Genomic DNA, 17,817 nt, shown 5'->3' with positions numbered 1-17,817 from the left:
GCGCTCAGCCGGACAGCTCCCACACCAGCAGTTCGGCCCGGGTCACCCCCACCGCCTCCATGCCCCGGGCCCCGGTGATGCGGGCCGCGTCACCGGGGCCCAGCCGCTCGCCGGCCAGCCGGACATCGCCGCGTACGACGTGGACGTACACGTACGCGGCGTCCGGCACCGCCGTGCGCTCCCCCGGTTCCAGCCGCCTCACGTGCAGCAGCGCGCCCGCGGCCGGAAGTGCGTACGGGGTGGAGTCGGCAAGGCCGGGCACGACGGTGTACGACGGCTCACCGCCGGGCTCCAGAGGCGCCAGCCACATCTGGATGAAGGTCAACGGGGCGTCACCGTCGTTGCGCTCGACGTGCCGGACGCCCGCGGCCGAGCTGAGGTGCTGGACGTCGCCGGGGAGCACCCGGGTTTCGTGGCCCGTGGAGTCGCGGTGGGTCAGTTCGCCCTCGGCGACCCAGGTGACGATCTCGGTGTGGCTGTGCGGGTGCTCGTCGAAGCCGGCGCCGGGTGCGAGGCGTTCCTCGTTGCAGGCGATCAGCGTGCCGAAGCGCAGGTTGTCGGGGTCGTAGTGCGGCCCGAAGGAGAAGGCGTGCCACGACTCGATGCCGGCCTCCGCCTCCCCACCGCGGTAGCGCTCACCGGCGCGGCGTACGTCCATCACGGGACAACCGTAGACCTGCGGGAAACCGCGCACGCCCCTCAGCCCTGACCCGGCGGAACACGTCGGCGTCCGGATAAGGCAGTCTTGTCCCCGTGCCCGAACCCGAATCCCACCGCAGCGATCCCCACGCACACGTCGTCCACCCGCACGCCGCCACCCTCAAGCGGCTGGAGAAGTCCTCCGGGTCTCTTGCCGCGCAGGCCATCGCGCGGATGGACGAGACCCTGCCGTGGTACCGGGCCATGCCCCCGGAGAACCGTTCCTGGATCGGGCTGGTCGCCCAGGCGGGCATCGCGGCCTTCACCGAGTGGTTCCGGCACCCGGACGCCCCGCAGGCGATCTCCACCGATGTCTTCGGCACCGCCCCGCGCGAGCTGACCCGGGCCATCACGCTGCGGCAGACCGTGGAGATGGTGCGGACCACCATCGAGGTCATGGAGAGCGCCATCGACGAGGTGGCCGCTCCGGGGGACGAGAGCGTGCTGCGCGAGGCTCTGCTCGTGTACGCGCGGGAGATCGCCTTCGCCACCGCGCAGGTGTACGCCCAGGCCGCCGAGGCACGCGGTGCCTGGGACGCGCGGCTGGAGTCGCTGGTCGTCAACGCCGTGCTCAGCGGAGAGGCGGACGAGGGCGCCGTCAGCCGGGCCGCCGCCCTCGGGTGGAACTCGCCGGAGCATGTGTGTGTCGTGCTCGGGACCGCGCCCGACGGGGACAGCGAGCTGACCGTCGAGGCCATTCGGCGGGCCGCTCGGCACGCCAAGCTCCAGGTGCTCACCGGGGTCCTCGGGGACCGGCTCGTCGTCGTCGCCGGGGGAAGCAACAACCCGCTCGCCGTGGCCAAGTCACTGATCGGGCCCTTCGCCGCCGGACCGGTCGTCGCGGGGCCCGTCGTACCCGATCTGCTGGCCGCCACCCGGTCCGCGCAGGCCGCCGCCGCGGGCCTGAAGGCGTGTTCGGCCTGGCAGGACGCCCCGCGGCCGGTGCTGGCGGACGATCTGCTGCCGGAGCGCGCGATCGCGGGCGATCCGAGCGCCCGCGAGCAGCTGGTGGAGGAGATCTACAGACCGCTGGAGGAAGCGGGCTCGGCGCTGCTGGAAACACTGAGTGTCTATCTGGAGCAGGCGAGCAGCCTGGAAGGCGCGGCCCGGATGCTTTTCGTTCACCCGAACACCGTGCGCTACCGGCTCCGACGTGTGACAGACGTCACCGGTTGGTCGCCGTCGGATGTACGATCCGCCTTCACACTGCGGATCGCGCTGATCCTCGGGCGTCTGGCCGACGGCGAGACCCAGGCATAGGGTTTTGTCGGGGCCCCACAAAAGCCCTTCGTGTTCTTCGTCCCTGTCCCCACGGGCGGCCGCAGCCGTCCCCAAGAGAGAGTGTGAGAGTGCTCGTACTCGTCGCTCCCGGCCAGGGCGCCCAGACGCCCGGCTTCCTGACCCCCTGGCTCGAACTGCCCGGCGCCGCCGACCGTGTGGCTGCCTGGTCGGACGCCATCGGACTGGACCTGGTCCACTACGGCACCCAGGCCGACGCCGACGCCATCCGCGACACCGCGGTGGCCCAGCCACTGCTGGTGGCCGCCGGCATCCTGTCCGCCGCGGCACTCGGTGACATCTCCGAGATCGCCTTGGGCGCCGTCGCCGGTCACAGCGTCGGTGAGATCACCGCCGCCGCCTTCGCGGGCGTGCTGGACGACACCGCCGCGCTCGGCCTGGTCCGCAAGCGGGGTCTGGCGATGGCCGACGCCGCCGCGATCACCGAGACCGGCATGTCGGCGCTGCTCGGCGGTGACCCCGAGACCTCGGTCGCGCACCTGGAGAAGCTCGGTCTGACCCCGGCGAACATCAACGGCGCGGGCCAGATCGTCGCCGCGGGCACGCTGGAGCAGCTGGCCGCGCTGAACGAGGACAAGCCGGAGGGCGTCCGCAAGATCGTCGCGCTGAAGGTCGCCGGCGCCTTCCACACCCGCCACATGGCTCCCGCCGTCGAGACGCTGGCCAAGGCCGCCGCGGAGCTCACGCCCGCCGACCCCAAGGTCACCTACGTCTCCAACAAGGACGGACGGACCGTCGCCACCGGCGCCGAGGTGCTGGACCGGCTGGTCGGCCAGGTCGCCAACCCCGTGCGCTGGGACCTGTGCATGGAGACCTTCAAGGAGCTGGGCGTCACCGCGCTCGTCGAGGTGTGCCCGGGCGGCACCCTGACCGGCCTGGCCAAGCGGGCCCTGCCCGGCGTGACCACGCTGGCCCTGAAGACCCCCGACGACCTCGACGCGGCCCGCGCGCTCATCGCAGAGCACGCCGGCGCCTAAGGAGCCGTACATGGCAAAGATCAAGCCCAGCAAGGGCGCCCCGTACGCGCGCATCCTCGGTGTCGGCGGCTACCGGCCGACCCGGGTGGTGCCCAACGAGGTGATCCTGGAGAAGATCGACTCGTCCGACGAGTGGATCCGTTCGCGCTCCGGCATCGAGACCCGGCACTGGGCCGGTCCCGAGGAGACCGTGGCCGCGATGTCGATCGAGGCGGCCGGCAAGGCGATCGCGGACGCCGGCATCGGCGCCGAGCAGATCGGCGCCGTGGTCGTCTCGACGGTCTCGCACTTCAGCCAGACCCCGGCCGTCGCCACCGAGATCGCCGACAAGCTGGGCACGGACAAGGCCGCCGCCTTCGACATCTCGGCCGGCTGCGCGGGCTTCGGCTACGGCCTGACCCTCGCCAAGGGCATGGTGGTGGAAGGTTCCGCCGAGTACGTGCTCGTGATCGGCGTGGAGCGGCTCAGCGACCTGACCGACCTGGAGGACCGGGCCACGGCCTTCCTGTTCGGCGACGGCGCGGGCGCGGTCGTCGTCGGCCCCTCGCAGGAGCCGGCCATCGGCCCGACCGTCTGGGGTTCCGAGGGCGACAAGTCCGAGACGATCAAGCAGACCGTCCCCTGGAACCGGTTCCGCATCGGTGACGTCGCCGAGCTGCCCCTGGACAGCGAGGGCAACGTCAAGTTCCCCGCCATCACGCAGGAGGGCCAGGCGGTGTTCCGCTGGGCCGTGTTCGAGATGGCGAAGGTCGCCCAGCAGGCGCTGGACGCGGCCGGGATCAGCCCGGAAGAACTGGACGTCTTCATCCCGCACCAGGCCAACGTGCGGATCATCGACTCGATGGTGAAGACCCTCAAACTGCCGGAGCACGTCACGGTCGCCCGTGACATCCGCACCACCGGCAACACCTCGGCCGCCTCGATTCCGCTCGCAATGGAGCGGCTCCTGGCGACCGGGGAGGCGAAGAGCGGCGACACCGCGCTCGTCATCGGCTTCGGGGCGGGTCTCGTCTACGCCGCCACGGTCGTTACCCTCCCCTAGGCACTCCGTGCCGGATCTTGTGTCCGGCAGGGGGACAACTGCCACAAACCGACTGGAACATCGAAGAAGGAGCGCCTGACATGGCCGCCACTCAGGAAGAGATCGTCAAGGGTCTCGCCGAGATCGTGAACGAGATCGCTGGCATCCCGGTTGAGGACGTCCAGTTGGACAAGTCCTTCACCGACGACCTGGACGTCGACTCGCTGTCCATGGTCGAGGTCGTCGTCGCCGCCGAGGAGCGCTTCGACGTGAAGATCCCGGACGAGGACGTCAAGAACCTCAAGACCGTCGGCGACGCGACCGACTACATCCTCAAGCACCAGGCCTGAGCCACCCCTCTGTCCTGAAGGCTGCAAGGCCCCGCCACCCGGCGGTGGCGCCGTAGAATCCCGCATCTGTTGGAGAAAGAATTCCCGTGAGCCCGACCAATCGCACCGTGGTCGTCACCGGTATCGGCGCAACCACACCGCTGGGTGGCGACGCAGCCTCGACCTGGGAGGGTCTGATCGCCGGCAAGTCCGGTGTGAAGCCCCTGGAGCAGGACTGGGCGGCCGATCAGGCCGTCAAGATCGCGGCTCCGGTCGCCGTGGAGCCCACCGAGGTCATCCCGCGGCCGCAGGCGCGCAAGCTGGACCGCTCGGCGCAGTTCGCGCTGATCGCGGCTCAGGAGGCCTGGCAGGACGCCGGCTTCACCGGCAAGGCCGGCGAGGACGGCTCCATCGACCCCGACCGGCTGGGCGCGGTCATCGCCTCCGGCATCGGCGGTGTGACGACCCTGCTGGACCAGTACGACGTGCTCAAGGAGAAGGGCGTCCGCCGCGTCTCCCCGCACACCGTCCCCATGCTGATGCCGAACGGCCCCTCGGCCAACGTGGGCCTGCTCGTGGGCGCCCGTGCGGGCGTGCACACGCCGGTCTCCGCGTGCGCCTCCGGCGCCGAGGCCATCGGCTACGCCATCGAGATGATCCGCACCGGCCGCGCCGACGTCGTCGTCGCCGGCGGTACGGAGGCGGCCATCCACCCGCTGCCGATCGCCGCGTTCGGCAACATGATGGCGATGTCCAAGAACAACGAGGACCCGCAGGGCGCCTCGCGTCCCTACGACGTCGACCGCGACGGCTTCGTCCTCGGCGAGGGCGCCGGCGTGATCGTCCTGGAGTCCGCCGAGCACGCCGCGAAGCGCGGGGCGCGCGTCTACGCGGAGGCCGTCGGGCAGGGCATCTCCGCCGACAGCCACGACATCGTGCAGCCGGAGCCCGAGGGCCGCGGCATCTCGCACGCACTGCAGAACCTGCTGGACAACACCGACCTGAACCCGGCCGAGATCGTGCACGTCAACGCGCACGCCACCTCGACGCCGGCCGGTGACATCGCCGAGCTGAAGGCGCTGCGCAAGGTGTTCGGCGACGACACGGACCACATGGCGGTCTCCGCGACCAAGTCGATGACCGGGCACCTGCTCGGTGGCGCGGGCGGCGTGGAGTCGGTCGCGGCCGTGCTCGCGCTGTACCACCGGGTGGCGCCGCCGACGATCAACATCGAGAACATCGACCCCGAGGCGGAGGCCAACGCGGATGTCGTCCGCGGGGAGGCCCGCAAGCTTCCGGTCGAGGGCCGTATCGCCGCGCTGAACGACTCGTTCGGCTTCGGCGGCCACAACGTGGTCCTGGCGTTCCGGACCGTCTGAGAACGTGAGTGAGGGCCCCTGCCGAACGGCAGGGGCCCTTTCTCATGCACAGCCGCAGGGACTCACACCACCTGGTGCAGCCAGCGGACCGGGGCGCCCTCGCCCGCGTACCTGAAGGGCTCCAGTTCGTCGTCCCAGGGCTTTCCGAGGAGCTTGGCGATCTCGGCCTCCAGGTCCGTCTCCCCGCGCTGGGAGCGCGTCAGCGCCGCGCGGAGGCGGTCCTCGGGGATGAGGATGTCACCGTGGATGCCGGTGACGGCGTGGAAGATGCCGAGGTCGGGAGTGCAGCTGTAGCGCTCGCCCTCGGCGGTCGCACAGGGCTCCGCGGTGACCTCGAAGCGGAGCAGGTGCCAGCCGCGCAGTGCCGAGGCCAGCTTGGAGGCCGTGCCCGCCTCGCCCTGCCAGGAGAACTCCGAGCGCCAGGTGCCGGGGGCCGCGGGCTGCCGGATCCAGTCGAGGTTGACGCGTGTGCCGAGCACCCCGGCGATGGCCCACTCGACGTGCGGGCACAGCGCGCGCGGCGCGGAGTGCACGTACAGAACTCCACGTGTCGTCACCGGAACCTCCGGGCAGAGCGGGACATCTTGCGGACTGGCTGGCGGCAGTGGCACGACGGCCGCGTTGATGGCGAGGCTACCCTGCGGCGGTGCAAGGAGTGTGACGTACCGTCGCTCCCGGTGCCAGGAAACCTTCGCCATTCACCCAGGGGGACGCTTGTACGGGGGTGCTCCGTTCCAAGGTGCCAGGTCGGGAACCCTCGCACGTTGTTATGGAAAGAAGCACCGAAAGCACCGGATTCGACGACGAGGGGATCACCAGGGGATGCGGAAGCGAAGCAGCCGTGGGCGGGCCGCTGCCGCCGTCGTGGCCGCGGCCGTGCTGGGCGCCGCCGGGTGCGACGCCGGGAGCGGCAGTTCGCCCGCGCCTGAGGGCACCAAGGCGCGCGCCGCCAGGCCCGCGCCGGTGTGGAACCGCAGCCCGGACTCGATCGCCGCGGTCGGTGACTCCATCACGCGCGGCTTCGACGCGTGCACGGTGCTGTCGGACTGTCCCGAGGTGTCGTGGGCGACGGGCAGCGACGCGAAGGTCGACAGCCTGGCGGTGCGCCTGCTCGGGGTCACGGGCGCCGCGGAGCACAGCTGGAACTACGCCGAGACCGGTGCCCGCATGGCGGACCTGCCGGGACAGATGGCCCGGGCGGCCGCCCGCGGCCCGGAGTTGGTGACGGTGATGGTGGGCGCGAACGACGCCTGCCGTGCGTCGGCGTCGGCGATGACCCCGGTGGCCGACTTCCGCGCGGACTTCGAGGAGGCGCTGCACACCCTGCGTGCGGCACGGCCGAAGACGCAGGTGTACGTGGCGAGCGTGCCGAACCTGAAGCGGCTGTGGTCCGAGGGCCGGGCCAATCCGCTGGGCAAGCAGGTGTGGAAGCTCGGCATCTGTCCGTCGATGCTGTCCGACGCGGACGACCTGACCAGCGTGGCCACGCTGCGCCGGGACCAGGTGCAGCAGCGGGTGGTGGAGTACAACAGGGTGCTGAAGGAGGTCTGCGCCAAGGACCGCCGCTGCCGTTTCGACAACAACGCGGTCTACGACTACCGCTTCGGCACCGACCAGCTCAGTCACTGGGACTGGTTCCACCCCAGCAGGGACGGCCAGGCGCGGCTCGCGGCGATCGCGTACCGGACGATCATCGCGCCCCGCCCGGTCGCCTAGGACACCAGGTGCCGGACCGGAAGGCCGTCCGCTAGCTGGTCTCGCCGCGCATCCGTCTGGCCGCCTTGGCCAGCAGGGACATCGCGCCGCCGCAGATCAGCAGCGTGCAGCCGCCGATGGCGATCCCGGGGAGGTCCAGGCCCTTGATGCCCTCCCCCGTCACCGTCACAGCCAGCACGAAGATGATCGAGTACAGGCTCCGCCCCACCTTCGCCCCGGCCGGAATCACCTGGAGCAGCTGCGGAATGGTGCTCGCGGCGGCCAGCGCCATCCCGAACGGCAGGGCGGCGCCCAGCGACAGCGCACCGAAGCCCAGCGAATTGCCGTACGCACCCCAGCCGGCGCCCTTGTAGAGCAGATAGCCGGTCGCGGCGAGGGACAGCAGGACCAGCAGGCCGTTGAGATAGGCGGCCTGTGTCGCGGCCTTGCGGGCGCCGGGCAGATGAGCGGCCGGGGAGCGCCAGGCGTCGGCCGTGACGAGCCGCAGCTGCCGCTTGAGGGCCTGCATCTGCAGCAGCGAGAAGACGCCGAAGGCCAGCAGGCCCAGTCCGGCGAGCGCCGCGACGAAGCCGAGGGGCTTCTGTGTGATGCCGTAGTGGACACCGCCGAAGGTGAGCGGGATGCCGAGGACCATGCCGTAGGCCATCGGCTTGGACTTGGCCTGGATCTTCAGCGCCAGATCACGCTGGGCCGGGCTGAGGCCGGGGTCCAGCCGCATCCGTCCCTCACCGACGTGCTGGGCGGGCGGCTGGGGGGACTGCTGCGGAGGGTACGGCTGCTGGGGCGGGCAGGGCTGCTGCGGGTATCCCTGGGGCGGGTACGGCTGCTGCGGATACCCCTGGGGCGGGTACGGCTGCTGCGGATACGGCTGTTGGTACTGCGGCGGCTGCCCGTACGGGCCCGTCGGCTGCTGTGGGCCGTACGGCCCCGGCGGCTGGCCTGGATACACGATGTCTCTCCCCCGTGCCCGGTGTCTTCCGGTGTTCGCGGGCCGGGAGTCTATCCGTACCCGCAGGTGACGAGCCCCGGTCCAGGGGTCAGGTCCCGGACCGGGGCTGCTCGTGGGGGTCTTGTCCCGGATCAGACGTTAATCGGCGCGGCGAGCCTGCGGTCCGCGATCGAGCGTCCGACGGCGATCTCGTACGAACCCTTCACAACCGACCACGTCTTCGCCTCCTCGTCCCAGACCTCGAAGGCGCGGCGCGGCAGGGCGACCGTCACCTCGACGCTCTCGCCGGGACCGGCCTCGGCGGAGGCGAAGTCGGCCAGCTGCCGGGCCGGGCGCTCGGGGCCGGGCCCGGCCGGGGCGACGTAGAGCTGGACGACCTCCCGGCCTGGGCGCTCGCCCGTGTTGCGCAGGCGGATGCGCGCGGTGGTGCCGTCGAGGTCCAGGGACTCGTAGGTCCAGTCGGTGTAGCCGAGGCCGTGGCCGAACGGGTAGGCCGGGGTGCGGGCGGACCTCTCCCAGGCGCGGTAGCCGATGAACACACCCTCCGTGTAGGGAAGTTCCCCGTCGGTGGGGACGACCTGGGTGACCGGGGCGTCGGCCAGGGAGCCCCAGGTGGTGGGGAGGCGGCCGCCGGGCTCGTGGGTACCGGTGAGGACGTCGGCGAGGGCGGCGCCGCCCTCCTGGCCGGGGAACCAGCCGAGCAGGACGGCGGCGACCTCGTCGCGCCAGGGCAGTTCGACCGGGGAGCCGGAGTTGACGACCACGACCGTGCGGGGGTTGGCGGCGGCGACCGCGCGTACCAGGTCGTCCTGGCGGCCGGGGAGCTTCAGGTCCGTGCGGTCGAAACCCTCGGACTCGACACGGTCGGTGGTGGCGACCACGACGACGGCCGTGTCGGCGTTCCGCGCCGCCCGGGCGGCCTCGGCGATCAGTTCGTCGGGGTCGCGCTGCGGCTCGGCGTGGGCGAGCGCGAAGGTGACGACCTTCATGGGGATGTCCTCGGGGAGCTGGACGACGTGGGTGAGGGAGACGTCGACCGGCTCGCCGGCGGTGAGTTCGGCCTGGGCGCGGGGGACGGGGGCGCCGAAGAAGGCCTCGAAGGGGTCGTCCTTGTCGGGGCGCTGGACGTCGTCGTAGTACGTCGTCCCGTCGATGGTGAGGGTGAAGGGGCCCGTGCCCTTGATGCCGAAGGTGTGCGGGCCGGTCACGCGCGGGGTGAAGGTGCCGGTGAGCTCGACGGTGTGCAGGGTGTCGTGGGTGACGCCCTCGGGCAGGTCGGAGCCCATCCACTGGATGTGGCCGTTCGGGGCGGAACGGGTGCCGATGACATCGCCGTCGGTGTCGCGGCAGACGGCGCCGAGCCGGAACCCCTGGTCGGCGACGGCGAGTTCGGTGGCCGGGTCCGCGCCCACGGCATAGGTGAGGGTGCCTTCGGGGAGTGCGGCGGTGAGGCCGTCGAGCGGGGAGACGATCCGGGCCGGGAAGACGGTGGCCGAGCCGCCGCCCAGGACGCGGGCGTCGCGGGCGGCGGCGCCGATCAGGGCCACTGTGCCGTTCGGTTTCAGCGGGAGGGCGTTGTTCTCGTTGCGGACGAGGACGAAGGAGCGGCGGGCGATCTCGCGGGCGAGGGCCTCGCCGTCGACGGGCGCGGGGGGTTCGGCCACGACGGGTTCGGCGCCGCCGAGGATCCCGACGCGGGCGGCGAGCCGCAGGACCCGGCGTACGGCCGCGTCGACGGTGGCCTCGGCGACCTTGCCGTCCCGGACGGCCTGGGCGAGGGCTTCGCCGTAGACGGTCCGCGGTCCGGGCATGGCCACGTCCAAGCCGCCCTCGATGGCACGGACGGTATCCCGGGCGGCCGCCCAGTCGGAGACGTTGAAGCCGTCGAAGCCCCATTCGCCGCGCAGGACTTCGTTGACCAGGTGGTGGTGCTCGGTCATCGTCGTGCCGTTGACCGTGTTGTAGGCGGTCATGACGCCCCAGGGGCGGGCGTTCTCGACGATGGCCTCGAACGGGGCCAGGTACAGCTCGCGCAGGGCGCGTTCGGGGACGACGTTGTCGACGGTGAAGCGGTCCGTCTCGGCGTCGTTGGCGACGAAGTGCTTGACGGTGGTGCCGACACCGCCGGACTGGACGCCGGTGACATAGCCGCTGCCGATCACGCCGGTGAGATACGGGTCCTCGCTGTAGCACTCGAAGTGCCGGCCCCCGAGTGGCGAACGGTGCAGGTTCACGGTCGGGGCGAGGAGCACATGGACGCCCTTGCGGCGGGCCTCCTGGGCGAGCAGCACACCCGCCCGGCGGGCGAGTGCGGGGTCCCAGGTGGCGGCGAGCGCGGTGGGCGAGGGCAGGGCGACGGACGGGTCGTCGGCGGTCCAGCGCACGCCGCGCACGCCGATCGGGCCGTCGGACATCACCAGGGACTGCAGTCCGATCCCCGGCAGCGCGGGCAGGGTCCACATGTCCTGGCCGGCCAGCAGCCGTGCCTTGTCATCGAGGCCGAGCTTGCCGAGAGCGGCCTCGACGACCGCCTCGCGCGCCCTGTCGGCCGGGGTGGGCTGGGATCCCGCCATCGCGGTGCCTCCTCGGGTGTAGGTCCGTGCAGCGTGCCTCCATCGTGCACGGGTCACCTGTAGAGAGGTAGGTTTCGTTATCCTGCCGTTACATTCAAGGGCTGCGGATGTCGTACGGTGAGCGTCATGAAGGCGAGGGTCAGGAGCGAGGAGCGGCGCGCCGAGATCGTCGGGGCGGCGCTGGAGGTGATCGCCGAGCGCGGTTACCGGGGCGCGAGCCTCGGCGCGGTCGCCGAGCGCGTCGGGCTCACCCAGCAGGGGTTGCTGCACCACTTCCCGACCAAGAACGCCCTGCTGGTGGCCGTCCTTCAGGAGCGCGACCGGTGGGACGCGGTACCGGACTCGCAGTGGCGGGTGGATCTGCTGGCCTCCCTGGTGGAGTACAACGCGATGCGCCCGGCGATCGTCCAGACCTTCTCGGCACTGCTCGGCGAGAGCGTGACGGAGGACCATCCGGCGCGGGAGTACTTCACCGAGCGGTACACGCGGGTACGGGAGTCCATGGCGGCGGTGCTGCGGACCGAGTACGGCGACAGCCTGCCGAACGGGCTCACACCGGAACGGACCGCTCCGCTGCTGGTGGCCGTCATGGACGGGCTGCAGTACCAGTGGCTGCTGGACCCCGAATCGGTCGACATGCCGGGGGCGTTCCGGGACTTCCTGCGGTTGCTGGGCGAACCGGTGGACCGAGGACCGCAGGCCTGGGCGTGACTCAGTGCCGGCACCGGCCGCCGCGTCCGTGCGCCCGGACGTCGCCCTGCTGCCGGTGCACCCCGAGGACGCCCCGCCGCTCAGTGCGACGGCGCGAGCGCGAGGCTGACGCCGAGGCCGGCCAGGACGGAGCCGATGACCTTGTTGAGGATCTTCTGGCCGCGCAGCATCAGGGACCGCATGCGGGCCTGCGAGAAGAACGCGGCGACCACGCCGAACCACAGCAGGTGGGCGAGCGACATGAACAGGCCGTAGCCCGCCTGCTGGTAGAGCGGGGTGTCCGGGCTGACGACCTGGGCGAAGGTGGAGACGACGAAGAGTGTCGTCTTCGGATTGAGCACATTGGTGAGGAAGCCGGTGCGCAGCGCGGCGAACGGGGTGAGCTCGCGCCGGTCGTCCAGGTCGATCCTGAGCTCGCCGCGGGTGCGGTAGGTGCGGATACCGACGTGGACCAGGTAGGCCGCGCCGATCAGCTTGATCACCGTGAACAGGGCGGTGGAGGAGGCGATCAGCAGGCCGACGCCGAGCAGGGTGTAGGTGACGTGGACCAGGACGCCGGCAGCGACGCCCGCGGCCGCGAGCAGGCCGGTGCGGCGGCCGTGGAGATAGCTGTTGCGGACGATCATCGCGAAGTCGGCGCCCGGGGCGATCACCGCGAGGACCGTGATGACGGCGACGGCGAGTATCTGGGTCATGGGGTGACGTCCTCCGGTTGAGACTCCCCGTCGGGAGCGGAGTCGTCGTCGGCGCTGTTCTCACCCAGCAGGTCGCGCGCGAGCAGCGTCGCGCCCGCGACCGCGCCCGGCATCAGGAACACCGCGACGAAAGGGACCAGGAAGGCCAGGCCGAGGGGCGTGCCGAAGCCCCAGACCAGGGTCTTGCGGGAGCGGAGCAGGGCGAGCCGGGCGCGCAGTTCCACGCCCCGGCGCTGGAGGGCAACGGCGGTCAGTTCCTCGGTGAGGAAGAAACCGGTGACGAAGAAGCCGAGCACGGGTACGACGGTCTGACCGACGAACGGCAGGAAGCCGAGGGCGAAGAGCAACACGCCCCACAGCGCGGCCCGCACCAGGACGCGCAGGCTGTCGCGGGCGGAGATCCACAGCTCGCGCCAGAGCGGCAGGTCCGAACGCGGGGCGGTGCCGTCGGGCGAGACGTCGGCGTCGACCTGCTCCGAGAGGCTCTCGTAGAAGGGCTGACCGATCAGCAGGGTGACGGCCGTGAACGTCAGCACGGCCAGCAGCAGGCCGAGGGCGAACAGGACGACTGTCAGAAAGCCGCGGAACAGGCCCTGCCAGGGGCTGGACCAGTCGTCCGCGAACGGGGTCGCCCAGGTGACCGCGTCCTCGCCCCACACGGCGAGCGCGACCAGCGCGGCCGAGTAGAGGACCAGGGTGACCAGCCCCGGCAACAGCCCGAAGCCGTACTGGCGGCCGTGCCGGGCCATCCAGCGCTGCCCCTTCAGCAGATGACCGAATCCCGCCCCAAGATCGCGCATGGCGGGAACTCTACCGACTCTCAGCCGGCCAGCATGCGGCGCAGCAGATCGCGCAGGGAGCGGCGCTCGTCCACGGAGAGGCCGGCCAGGGGTTCGCGGGCGAAGTGGAGGCCCTCGCGGAGGTCGCGGGCCACCTGCAGGCCTTCGTCGGTGGCGGCGGCCACCTTCACCCGGCGGTCGGCCGGGTCGGGGCGGCGCTCGACCAGCCCCCGGGACTCCAGGCGGTCCACTATGCCCGTCACGTTCGACGGCTCGCACTTCAGCTTGTGCGCCAGCTTCCGCATGGGCAGCGGCTCCACCGACAGCAGACTGAGGAGCCTGGCCTGCGGTCCGGTCAGTGCGTGCTCGCCCGCCGCTTCCTCGTAGTCCGCGTAGAAGCGGGCCACCACGTCTCCGATGAGTTCGACGACCTCCATCGTCAGGGCGTCGGGGCGGTGGGTCTTCGGTGGTGTGGCCATACCCGCCAGAATACCCGCTTACTTGACATCCTGAAATATCGAAGCGCATGGTTGTTTCAGGTACTGAAGTAATCAGGAAAGGCGCTGTCATGATCAACCGCGAGTGGCACCTGCTCAGCCGTCCCGTCGGCTGGCCGAAGCCCGAGGACTTCGCGCTCGTCGAGACGCCGGTCCCCACCCCGGGCGAGGGTCAGGTGCTGGTACGGAACAAGTTCCTCTCCGTGGACCCGTACATGCGCGGCCGGATGTCGGCGGCCAAGTCGTACGTCGCCCCCTTCGAGCTGGGCAAGGTCATGCAGGGCGGCGCGGTCGGCGAGGTGATCACCTCCCACGCCGAGGGCATCGAGGCCGGCGACCACGTCCTGCACTTCTTCGGCTGGCGCGAGTACGCGGTCGTGGACGCGAAGAACGCGGTCAAGGTGGGACCGGCGGTCATCCCGGCCGTCAAGGTCGAGGAGAAGGCCCACGAGGTGCCGCTGTCGGCGTACCTCGGCGTCCTCGGCATGACCGGCCTCACCGCCTACGCCGGCCTGCTGCGCACCGCCTCCTTCAAGGAGGGCGACGTCGTCTTCGTCTCCGGCGCGGCCGGCGCCGTCGGCAGCCAGGTCGGGCAGCTCGCCAAGCTCATGGGCGCCTCGCGGGTCATCGGCTCGGCCGGGTCGGACGAGAAGGTCAAGCTGCTGGTCGAGGAGTACGGCTTCGACGCGGCGTTCAACTACAAGAACGGCCCGGTCGCCGAGCAGCTGCGCGAGGCCGCGCCCGACGGCATCGACGTGTACTTCGACAACGTCGGCGGGGACCACCTGGAGGCCGCGATCGGTTCGCTGAACCAGGGCGGACGCATCGCGGTCTGCGGCATGATCTCGGTCTACAACGACACCGAGCCCGCACCCGGCCCGCGGAACCTCGCCCGCCTGATCCAGACCCGGGGCCGGATCGAGGGCTTCCTGGTCGGCGACCACTACGACCTCCAGCCGGAGTTCGTCCGGAAGGTCGGGCCGTGGGTCGCCTCGGGCGAGCTGAAGTACCGCGAGACGGTCGTCGAGGGCATCGAGAACAACGTGGAGGCGTTCCTCGGGGTCCTGCGCGGCGACAACATCGGGAAGATGGTCGTCAAGCTCTAGTCTTCACTGGATTTCCGGCATGCGGTAACTTCATTCCGAGATCCGCCGTCGATCGTGGGCGCGAGTCGCGGCGGACCGAGGAGGAAGACAACCGCATGCCCATCACGCAGTCCGACGTCCTGTACACCGCCGTCGCCACCGCCGAGAACGGCCGTGACGGCCGGGTCGCCACGGATGACGGCCGACTCGACGTCGTCGTGAACCCGCCGAAGGAGATGGGCGGCAGCGGGTCCGGGACCAACCCGGAGCAGCTGTTCGCCGCCGGTTACAGCGCGTGCTTCCAGGGGGCGCTGGGAGTCGTCGCCCGGCAGGAGGGGGCCGATGTCTCCGGGTCGACCGTCACCGCGAAGGTCGGGATCGGCAAGAACGACGACGGATTCGGGATCATCGTGGAGATCTCGGCGAGCATCCCCGGCGTTTCCGCCGAGGTGGCGCGGGAGCTGGTCGAGAAGGCTCACCAGGTGTGCCCGTACTCGAAGGCGACGCGCGGGAACATCACCGTGACGCTGGTCTGAGGACCGTCGTTTCCACTGCGGCAGCCGCATCCTTGGACGTGGGGTGCGGCTGCTGTGTTGTGCGTCTGCCGGGTGCGGCGGGCCGTCGGGTGCGGGTCCGTTGTGGATTCTCGCGCGCTATCCCGCGCCCCTGGGGCCTCTCAGCCGGCCAGCGCCGCCTTGTGGACCGCCCTCACCAACCCGTCGTTCTCCGGTGCCGCACCGCCCGGAAACGCCATGCGGCGGCGCGTGTAGCCGTACGCCAGGCCGCTGCGCGGGTCGGCGAAGGCCTGGGAGCCGCCTGCGCCGCTGTGACCGAAGGTGCCGGCGCCCAGGACGGGGTGCCACACGTCGGCGGTCGCCTGGAAGCCGAGGCCGAACGACCTGTGGGTGCGGGCCACCAGGTCGTAGCCGACGGAGTGGATCTGGCCCACCTCGGCGACCGTGTCGGGCTTGAGCAGCGGTGGCCGGTCGTCCAGTTCGCTGATCGCCGCCGCATACATCTTCGCGAGACCCCGCGCGGAGGCGACTCCGCCCGCCGACGCCGGCCCTTTGGCCCGTACGAGGCGGGAGTTGGCGTAGTCGGCCAGGGTGCCCGGCTCCGGGACGTGGGCGTTGAAGGCGATGGAGGTCAGGGTGTGCGGGCCGGTCGGCTGGGCGTCCAGCAGGGCCTGCTGCTCGGGGGTCGGGAGCATCGGCTGGACCGGGCGGAAGCGGGGCTCCTCGGACTCGGGCAGGCCCAGGAAGAAGTCCGTGCCGTACGGGGCGCGCACCCGCTCCTCGTACACCTCCTGGAGGGTGCGGCCCGTGGCCCGGCGGACCACCTCTCCGGTGAGCGCGCCGATCACCAGCGCGTGGTAGCCGAAGGCCGTCCCCGGGCGCCAGAACGGCTTCTGGTCGGCGAGCCGTTCGGCCAGCGCCCGGTCGTCGGCCAGCTCCTCGGCGGAGAACCCGGCGTCGATGCCGACCAGGCCCGCCCGGTGCGCCAGCAGGTCCCGGAGGGTCACCGCGCCCTTGCCCTCCGCGCCGAACTCGGGCCAGTAGTAGGTCACTTTGCGGTCCAGCTCCAGCGTGCCGTCCTGCACCAGGAGCGCGACCACGAGATGCGCCGCTCCCTTGGTGGACGAGAACACGCCGTACAGCGAGTCCGCCTCCGCGCCCGCCCACAGGTCGACGACCCGCCGCCCGTGCACATACGCGCACAACTGGCCCTCGTAGTCGTCCCGTTCCGCGGCGACGAAGGCGGCGAACTCCTCACGCACCGCCTCGAAACCGTCGGCGACCGTGCCCTGGACGGTGATCTGCTGCGTCATCGCTCTCCTCAACTGAGCCGCTGCTCGCTGCTCCCTCTCAGGACAACGCCCGTTCCCGCTCGGGGCGTTCCCGAGACCGGTACGGCGCGATGTACCTGTTCGACTCAACCGTCGTGAGCGGCCGGGGGTGTCATCGATGCCCCGGATGGCGGATGGCGCGGGGTGGTGCGCGCTCGCGCGCTCGGGCTCAGGTGCACCACCACAGGAAACGCGTGCAGGTCCTGGTGGGCGCGGGCGCCGGGGAGGGGGCGGACGTCGGCGGGGCGCTGGACGGACTGGGGGCCGGTCCGGACGTGGCGTGGGTCGCCGGGGCCTTGGGGGGCGCGCCGGAACCCGTCGCGGCGGTCGGCCGTGCCGTGCCGGCGTCCTTGGCGTCGGGCGACGCGGAGTCCTTGTCCTTGGGGGACTTGGAGGCCGAGGCGGAGGCCGAGGCGTCCGGGGAGGGGGAGCCGGCCGCGCCCGGCCGGGTGCCGGAGGCGCCGGCGACCGGGTCGGCCGTGGTACCGGGCGACGCGGAGGCGGTGCCGCCGTCGGCCGCGGTGTCCGAGGCCGGGTCCGGCCGGCCGCTGGTGAAGGGCGAGAAGGGCGCGTCCGTGCCGAGTTCGGCGAGGCTGAGGCCACCGGCGGCCAGCACGAAGCCCGCGGCGACGAGCAGGGCGCGGCGGCGCCGGCGCCGGTGTGCCGCGGCCTTGCGGTCCCGGCGGCTGGCGTCGGCGTCGGCGGGGCTCACGCCGGCGGTGCCCCGTGCCCTGCGCCGGGCGGCCCGGCCGCCGGACTCGGGATCGAGGTCGGGCTCGGGCTCGGTGTCGGGCTCGTGTCCGGGGTCCGGCCCGGGGTCGTGTCCGGACTCGGGGGTCGGGTCGCTGTCGGCCGGGGGCCCGGTCTCCGCTTCCGGCACCCAGGCCTCTTGCCGCTCGGATCCCTTCGGCCACACCACCTGCTCCGGACCGGCCGGTCCGTACTGCTGGGGGATGCGGTACTCGTGGGACTCGGGCTGCGCGTACTGCTGAGGGACGCCGTACCCCGGCATCTCACCCGTGCCCGCGTGCGCGTACGCGACCGTCGCTTCCGCGGCGGGGCGCGCCGGTGCTCCGCACCCGGGGCAGGCCAGGGCGCCGTTGAGGTGCCGTTGGCACGGGTAGCAGTAGTCCATGACGCCGGAAGACTAGATTCCTCATGGGTCATGTTCCTAGGCACCGCTGTGAAGGTTTCGTAGAAAGCGAAATAATTCTCGAAAGGCTTGTCGAAACCGTTACCTGTTCCACCCATTGACACTCCGG

At 71.5% G+C, this 17,817-nt stretch carries 17 protein-coding genes and 1 pseudogene; 9 read left to right on the top strand and 9 right to left on the bottom strand.

Going from position 1 to position 17,817, the window contains the following annotated elements:
- Positions 1–4: 4 nt before the first annotated feature.
- Positions 5–658 (bottom strand): pirin family protein, encoded by a 654-nt coding sequence (locus ACZ41I_RS02300; RefSeq protein WP_399772104.1) that lies wholly within the window; start codon positions 656–658, stop codon positions 5–7.
- A 95-nt stretch (positions 659–753) separates the two neighbouring features.
- Here ACZ41I_RS02300 and fasR point away from each other — a divergent pair, with 95 nt between their 5' ends.
- From fasR to ACZ41I_RS02275, 5 genes are all read left to right on the top strand, one after another.
- Positions 754–1,959, top strand: coding sequence for a fatty acid biosynthesis transcriptional regulator FasR (gene fasR / locus ACZ41I_RS02295; protein ID WP_363217536.1), 1,206 nt, complete (start codon positions 754–756; stop codon positions 1,957–1,959).
- A gap of 89 nt (positions 1,960–2,048) precedes the next feature.
- Positions 2,049–2,975: an ACP S-malonyltransferase gene (locus ACZ41I_RS02290; protein ID WP_468512970.1), complete on the top strand. Its 927-nt coding sequence runs from the start codon at positions 2,049–2,051 to the stop codon at positions 2,973–2,975.
- A 10-nt stretch (positions 2,976–2,985) separates the two neighbouring features.
- Positions 2,986–4,017, top strand: a complete 1,032-nt coding sequence (locus ACZ41I_RS02285; RefSeq protein WP_363217533.1) for a ketoacyl-ACP synthase III — start codon at positions 2,986–2,988, stop codon at positions 4,015–4,017.
- Positions 4,018–4,097: 80 nt separating this feature from the next.
- Positions 4,098–4,346, top strand: coding sequence for an acyl carrier protein (locus ACZ41I_RS02280; protein ID WP_067123645.1), 249 nt, complete (start codon positions 4,098–4,100; stop codon positions 4,344–4,346).
- A gap of 86 nt (positions 4,347–4,432) precedes the next feature.
- A complete protein-coding gene (locus ACZ41I_RS02275; RefSeq protein WP_363217532.1) occupies positions 4,433–5,704 on the top strand; it encodes a beta-ketoacyl-[acyl-carrier-protein] synthase family protein in 1,272 nt (423 codons plus the stop codon).
- 62 nt (positions 5,705–5,766) lie between these two features.
- Here ACZ41I_RS02275 and ACZ41I_RS02270 read toward each other — a convergent pair whose 3' ends face one another.
- Positions 5,767–6,261: a DUF3145 domain-containing protein gene (locus tag ACZ41I_RS02270; RefSeq protein WP_363217531.1), complete on the bottom strand. Its 495-nt coding sequence runs from the start codon at positions 6,259–6,261 to the stop codon at positions 5,767–5,769.
- A gap of 265 nt (positions 6,262–6,526) precedes the next feature.
- Between ACZ41I_RS02270 and ACZ41I_RS02265 the strand changes: the two genes are divergently transcribed.
- Positions 6,527–7,420 (top strand): SGNH/GDSL hydrolase family protein, encoded by an 894-nt coding sequence (locus tag ACZ41I_RS02265; protein WP_468512969.1) that lies wholly within the window; start codon positions 6,527–6,529, stop codon positions 7,418–7,420.
- A 31-nt stretch (positions 7,421–7,451) separates the two neighbouring features.
- Here ACZ41I_RS02265 and ACZ41I_RS02260 read toward each other — a convergent pair whose 3' ends face one another.
- Together ACZ41I_RS02260 and ACZ41I_RS02255 are read right to left on the bottom strand one after the other, a co-directional pair.
- Complete coding sequence (locus ACZ41I_RS02260; protein ID WP_468512968.1) at positions 7,452–8,369, bottom strand: hypothetical protein; 918 nt, start codon at positions 8,367–8,369, stop codon at positions 7,452–7,454.
- A 131-nt stretch (positions 8,370–8,500) separates the two neighbouring features.
- A complete protein-coding gene (locus ACZ41I_RS02255) occupies positions 8,501–10,942 on the bottom strand; it encodes a beta-glucosidase H (protein ID WP_468512967.1) in 2,442 nt (813 codons plus the stop codon).
- Positions 10,943–11,049: 107 nt separating this feature from the next.
- Here ACZ41I_RS02255 and ACZ41I_RS02250 point away from each other — a divergent pair.
- A pseudogene (locus ACZ41I_RS02250) lies at positions 11,050–11,653 on the top strand (TetR/AcrR family transcriptional regulator).
- Positions 11,654–11,733: 80 nt separating this feature from the next.
- Here ACZ41I_RS02250 and ACZ41I_RS02245 read toward each other — a convergent pair.
- Genes ACZ41I_RS02245 through ACZ41I_RS02235 form a run of 3 tightly spaced genes read right to left on the bottom strand, consistent with a single transcriptional unit; the run spans position 11,734 to position 13,606 of the window.
- Entirely contained in the window at positions 11,734–12,348 is a 615-nt protein-coding gene (locus tag ACZ41I_RS02245) for a LysE family translocator (RefSeq protein WP_363217527.1), read from the bottom strand.
- Positions 12,345–13,148, bottom strand: coding sequence for an EI24 domain-containing protein (locus ACZ41I_RS02240; RefSeq protein WP_468512966.1), 804 nt, complete (start codon positions 13,146–13,148; stop codon positions 12,345–12,347). Before ACZ41I_RS02240 ends, ACZ41I_RS02245 begins: the two co-directional genes overlap by 4 nt.
- A gap of 20 nt (positions 13,149–13,168) precedes the next feature.
- On the bottom strand, positions 13,169–13,606 hold the full coding sequence (locus ACZ41I_RS02235; protein WP_363217524.1) for a MarR family winged helix-turn-helix transcriptional regulator: 438 nt from the start codon (positions 13,604–13,606) through the stop codon (positions 13,169–13,171).
- A gap of 89 nt (positions 13,607–13,695) precedes the next feature.
- On the opposite strand from ACZ41I_RS02235, the gene ACZ41I_RS02230 reads away from it, so the two are divergent.
- Together ACZ41I_RS02230 and ACZ41I_RS02225 are read left to right on the top strand one after the other, a co-directional pair.
- Positions 13,696–14,730, top strand: a complete 1,035-nt coding sequence (locus tag ACZ41I_RS02230) for an NADP-dependent oxidoreductase (RefSeq protein WP_468512965.1) — start codon at positions 13,696–13,698, stop codon at positions 14,728–14,730.
- Between the two features lie 95 nt (positions 14,731–14,825).
- Positions 14,826–15,245, top strand: coding sequence for an organic hydroperoxide resistance protein (locus ACZ41I_RS02225; RefSeq protein ID WP_363217522.1), 420 nt, complete (start codon positions 14,826–14,828; stop codon positions 15,243–15,245).
- A gap of 140 nt (positions 15,246–15,385) precedes the next feature.
- Here ACZ41I_RS02225 and ACZ41I_RS02220 read toward each other — a convergent pair whose 3' ends face one another.
- Together ACZ41I_RS02220 and ACZ41I_RS02215 are read right to left on the bottom strand one after the other, a co-directional pair.
- A complete protein-coding gene (locus ACZ41I_RS02220; RefSeq protein WP_399771746.1) occupies positions 15,386–16,537 on the bottom strand; it encodes a serine hydrolase domain-containing protein in 1,152 nt (383 codons plus the stop codon).
- Between the two features lie 187 nt (positions 16,538–16,724).
- A complete protein-coding gene (locus ACZ41I_RS02215) occupies positions 16,725–17,690 on the bottom strand; it encodes an SCO2400 family protein (RefSeq protein WP_468512964.1) in 966 nt (321 codons plus the stop codon).
- Positions 17,691–17,817: the final 127 nt, after the last annotated feature.

This window comes from Streptomyces sp. NPDC030799, from assembly GCF_055572255.1.
This window is presented reverse-complemented; position numbering and strand designations above follow the sequence as displayed.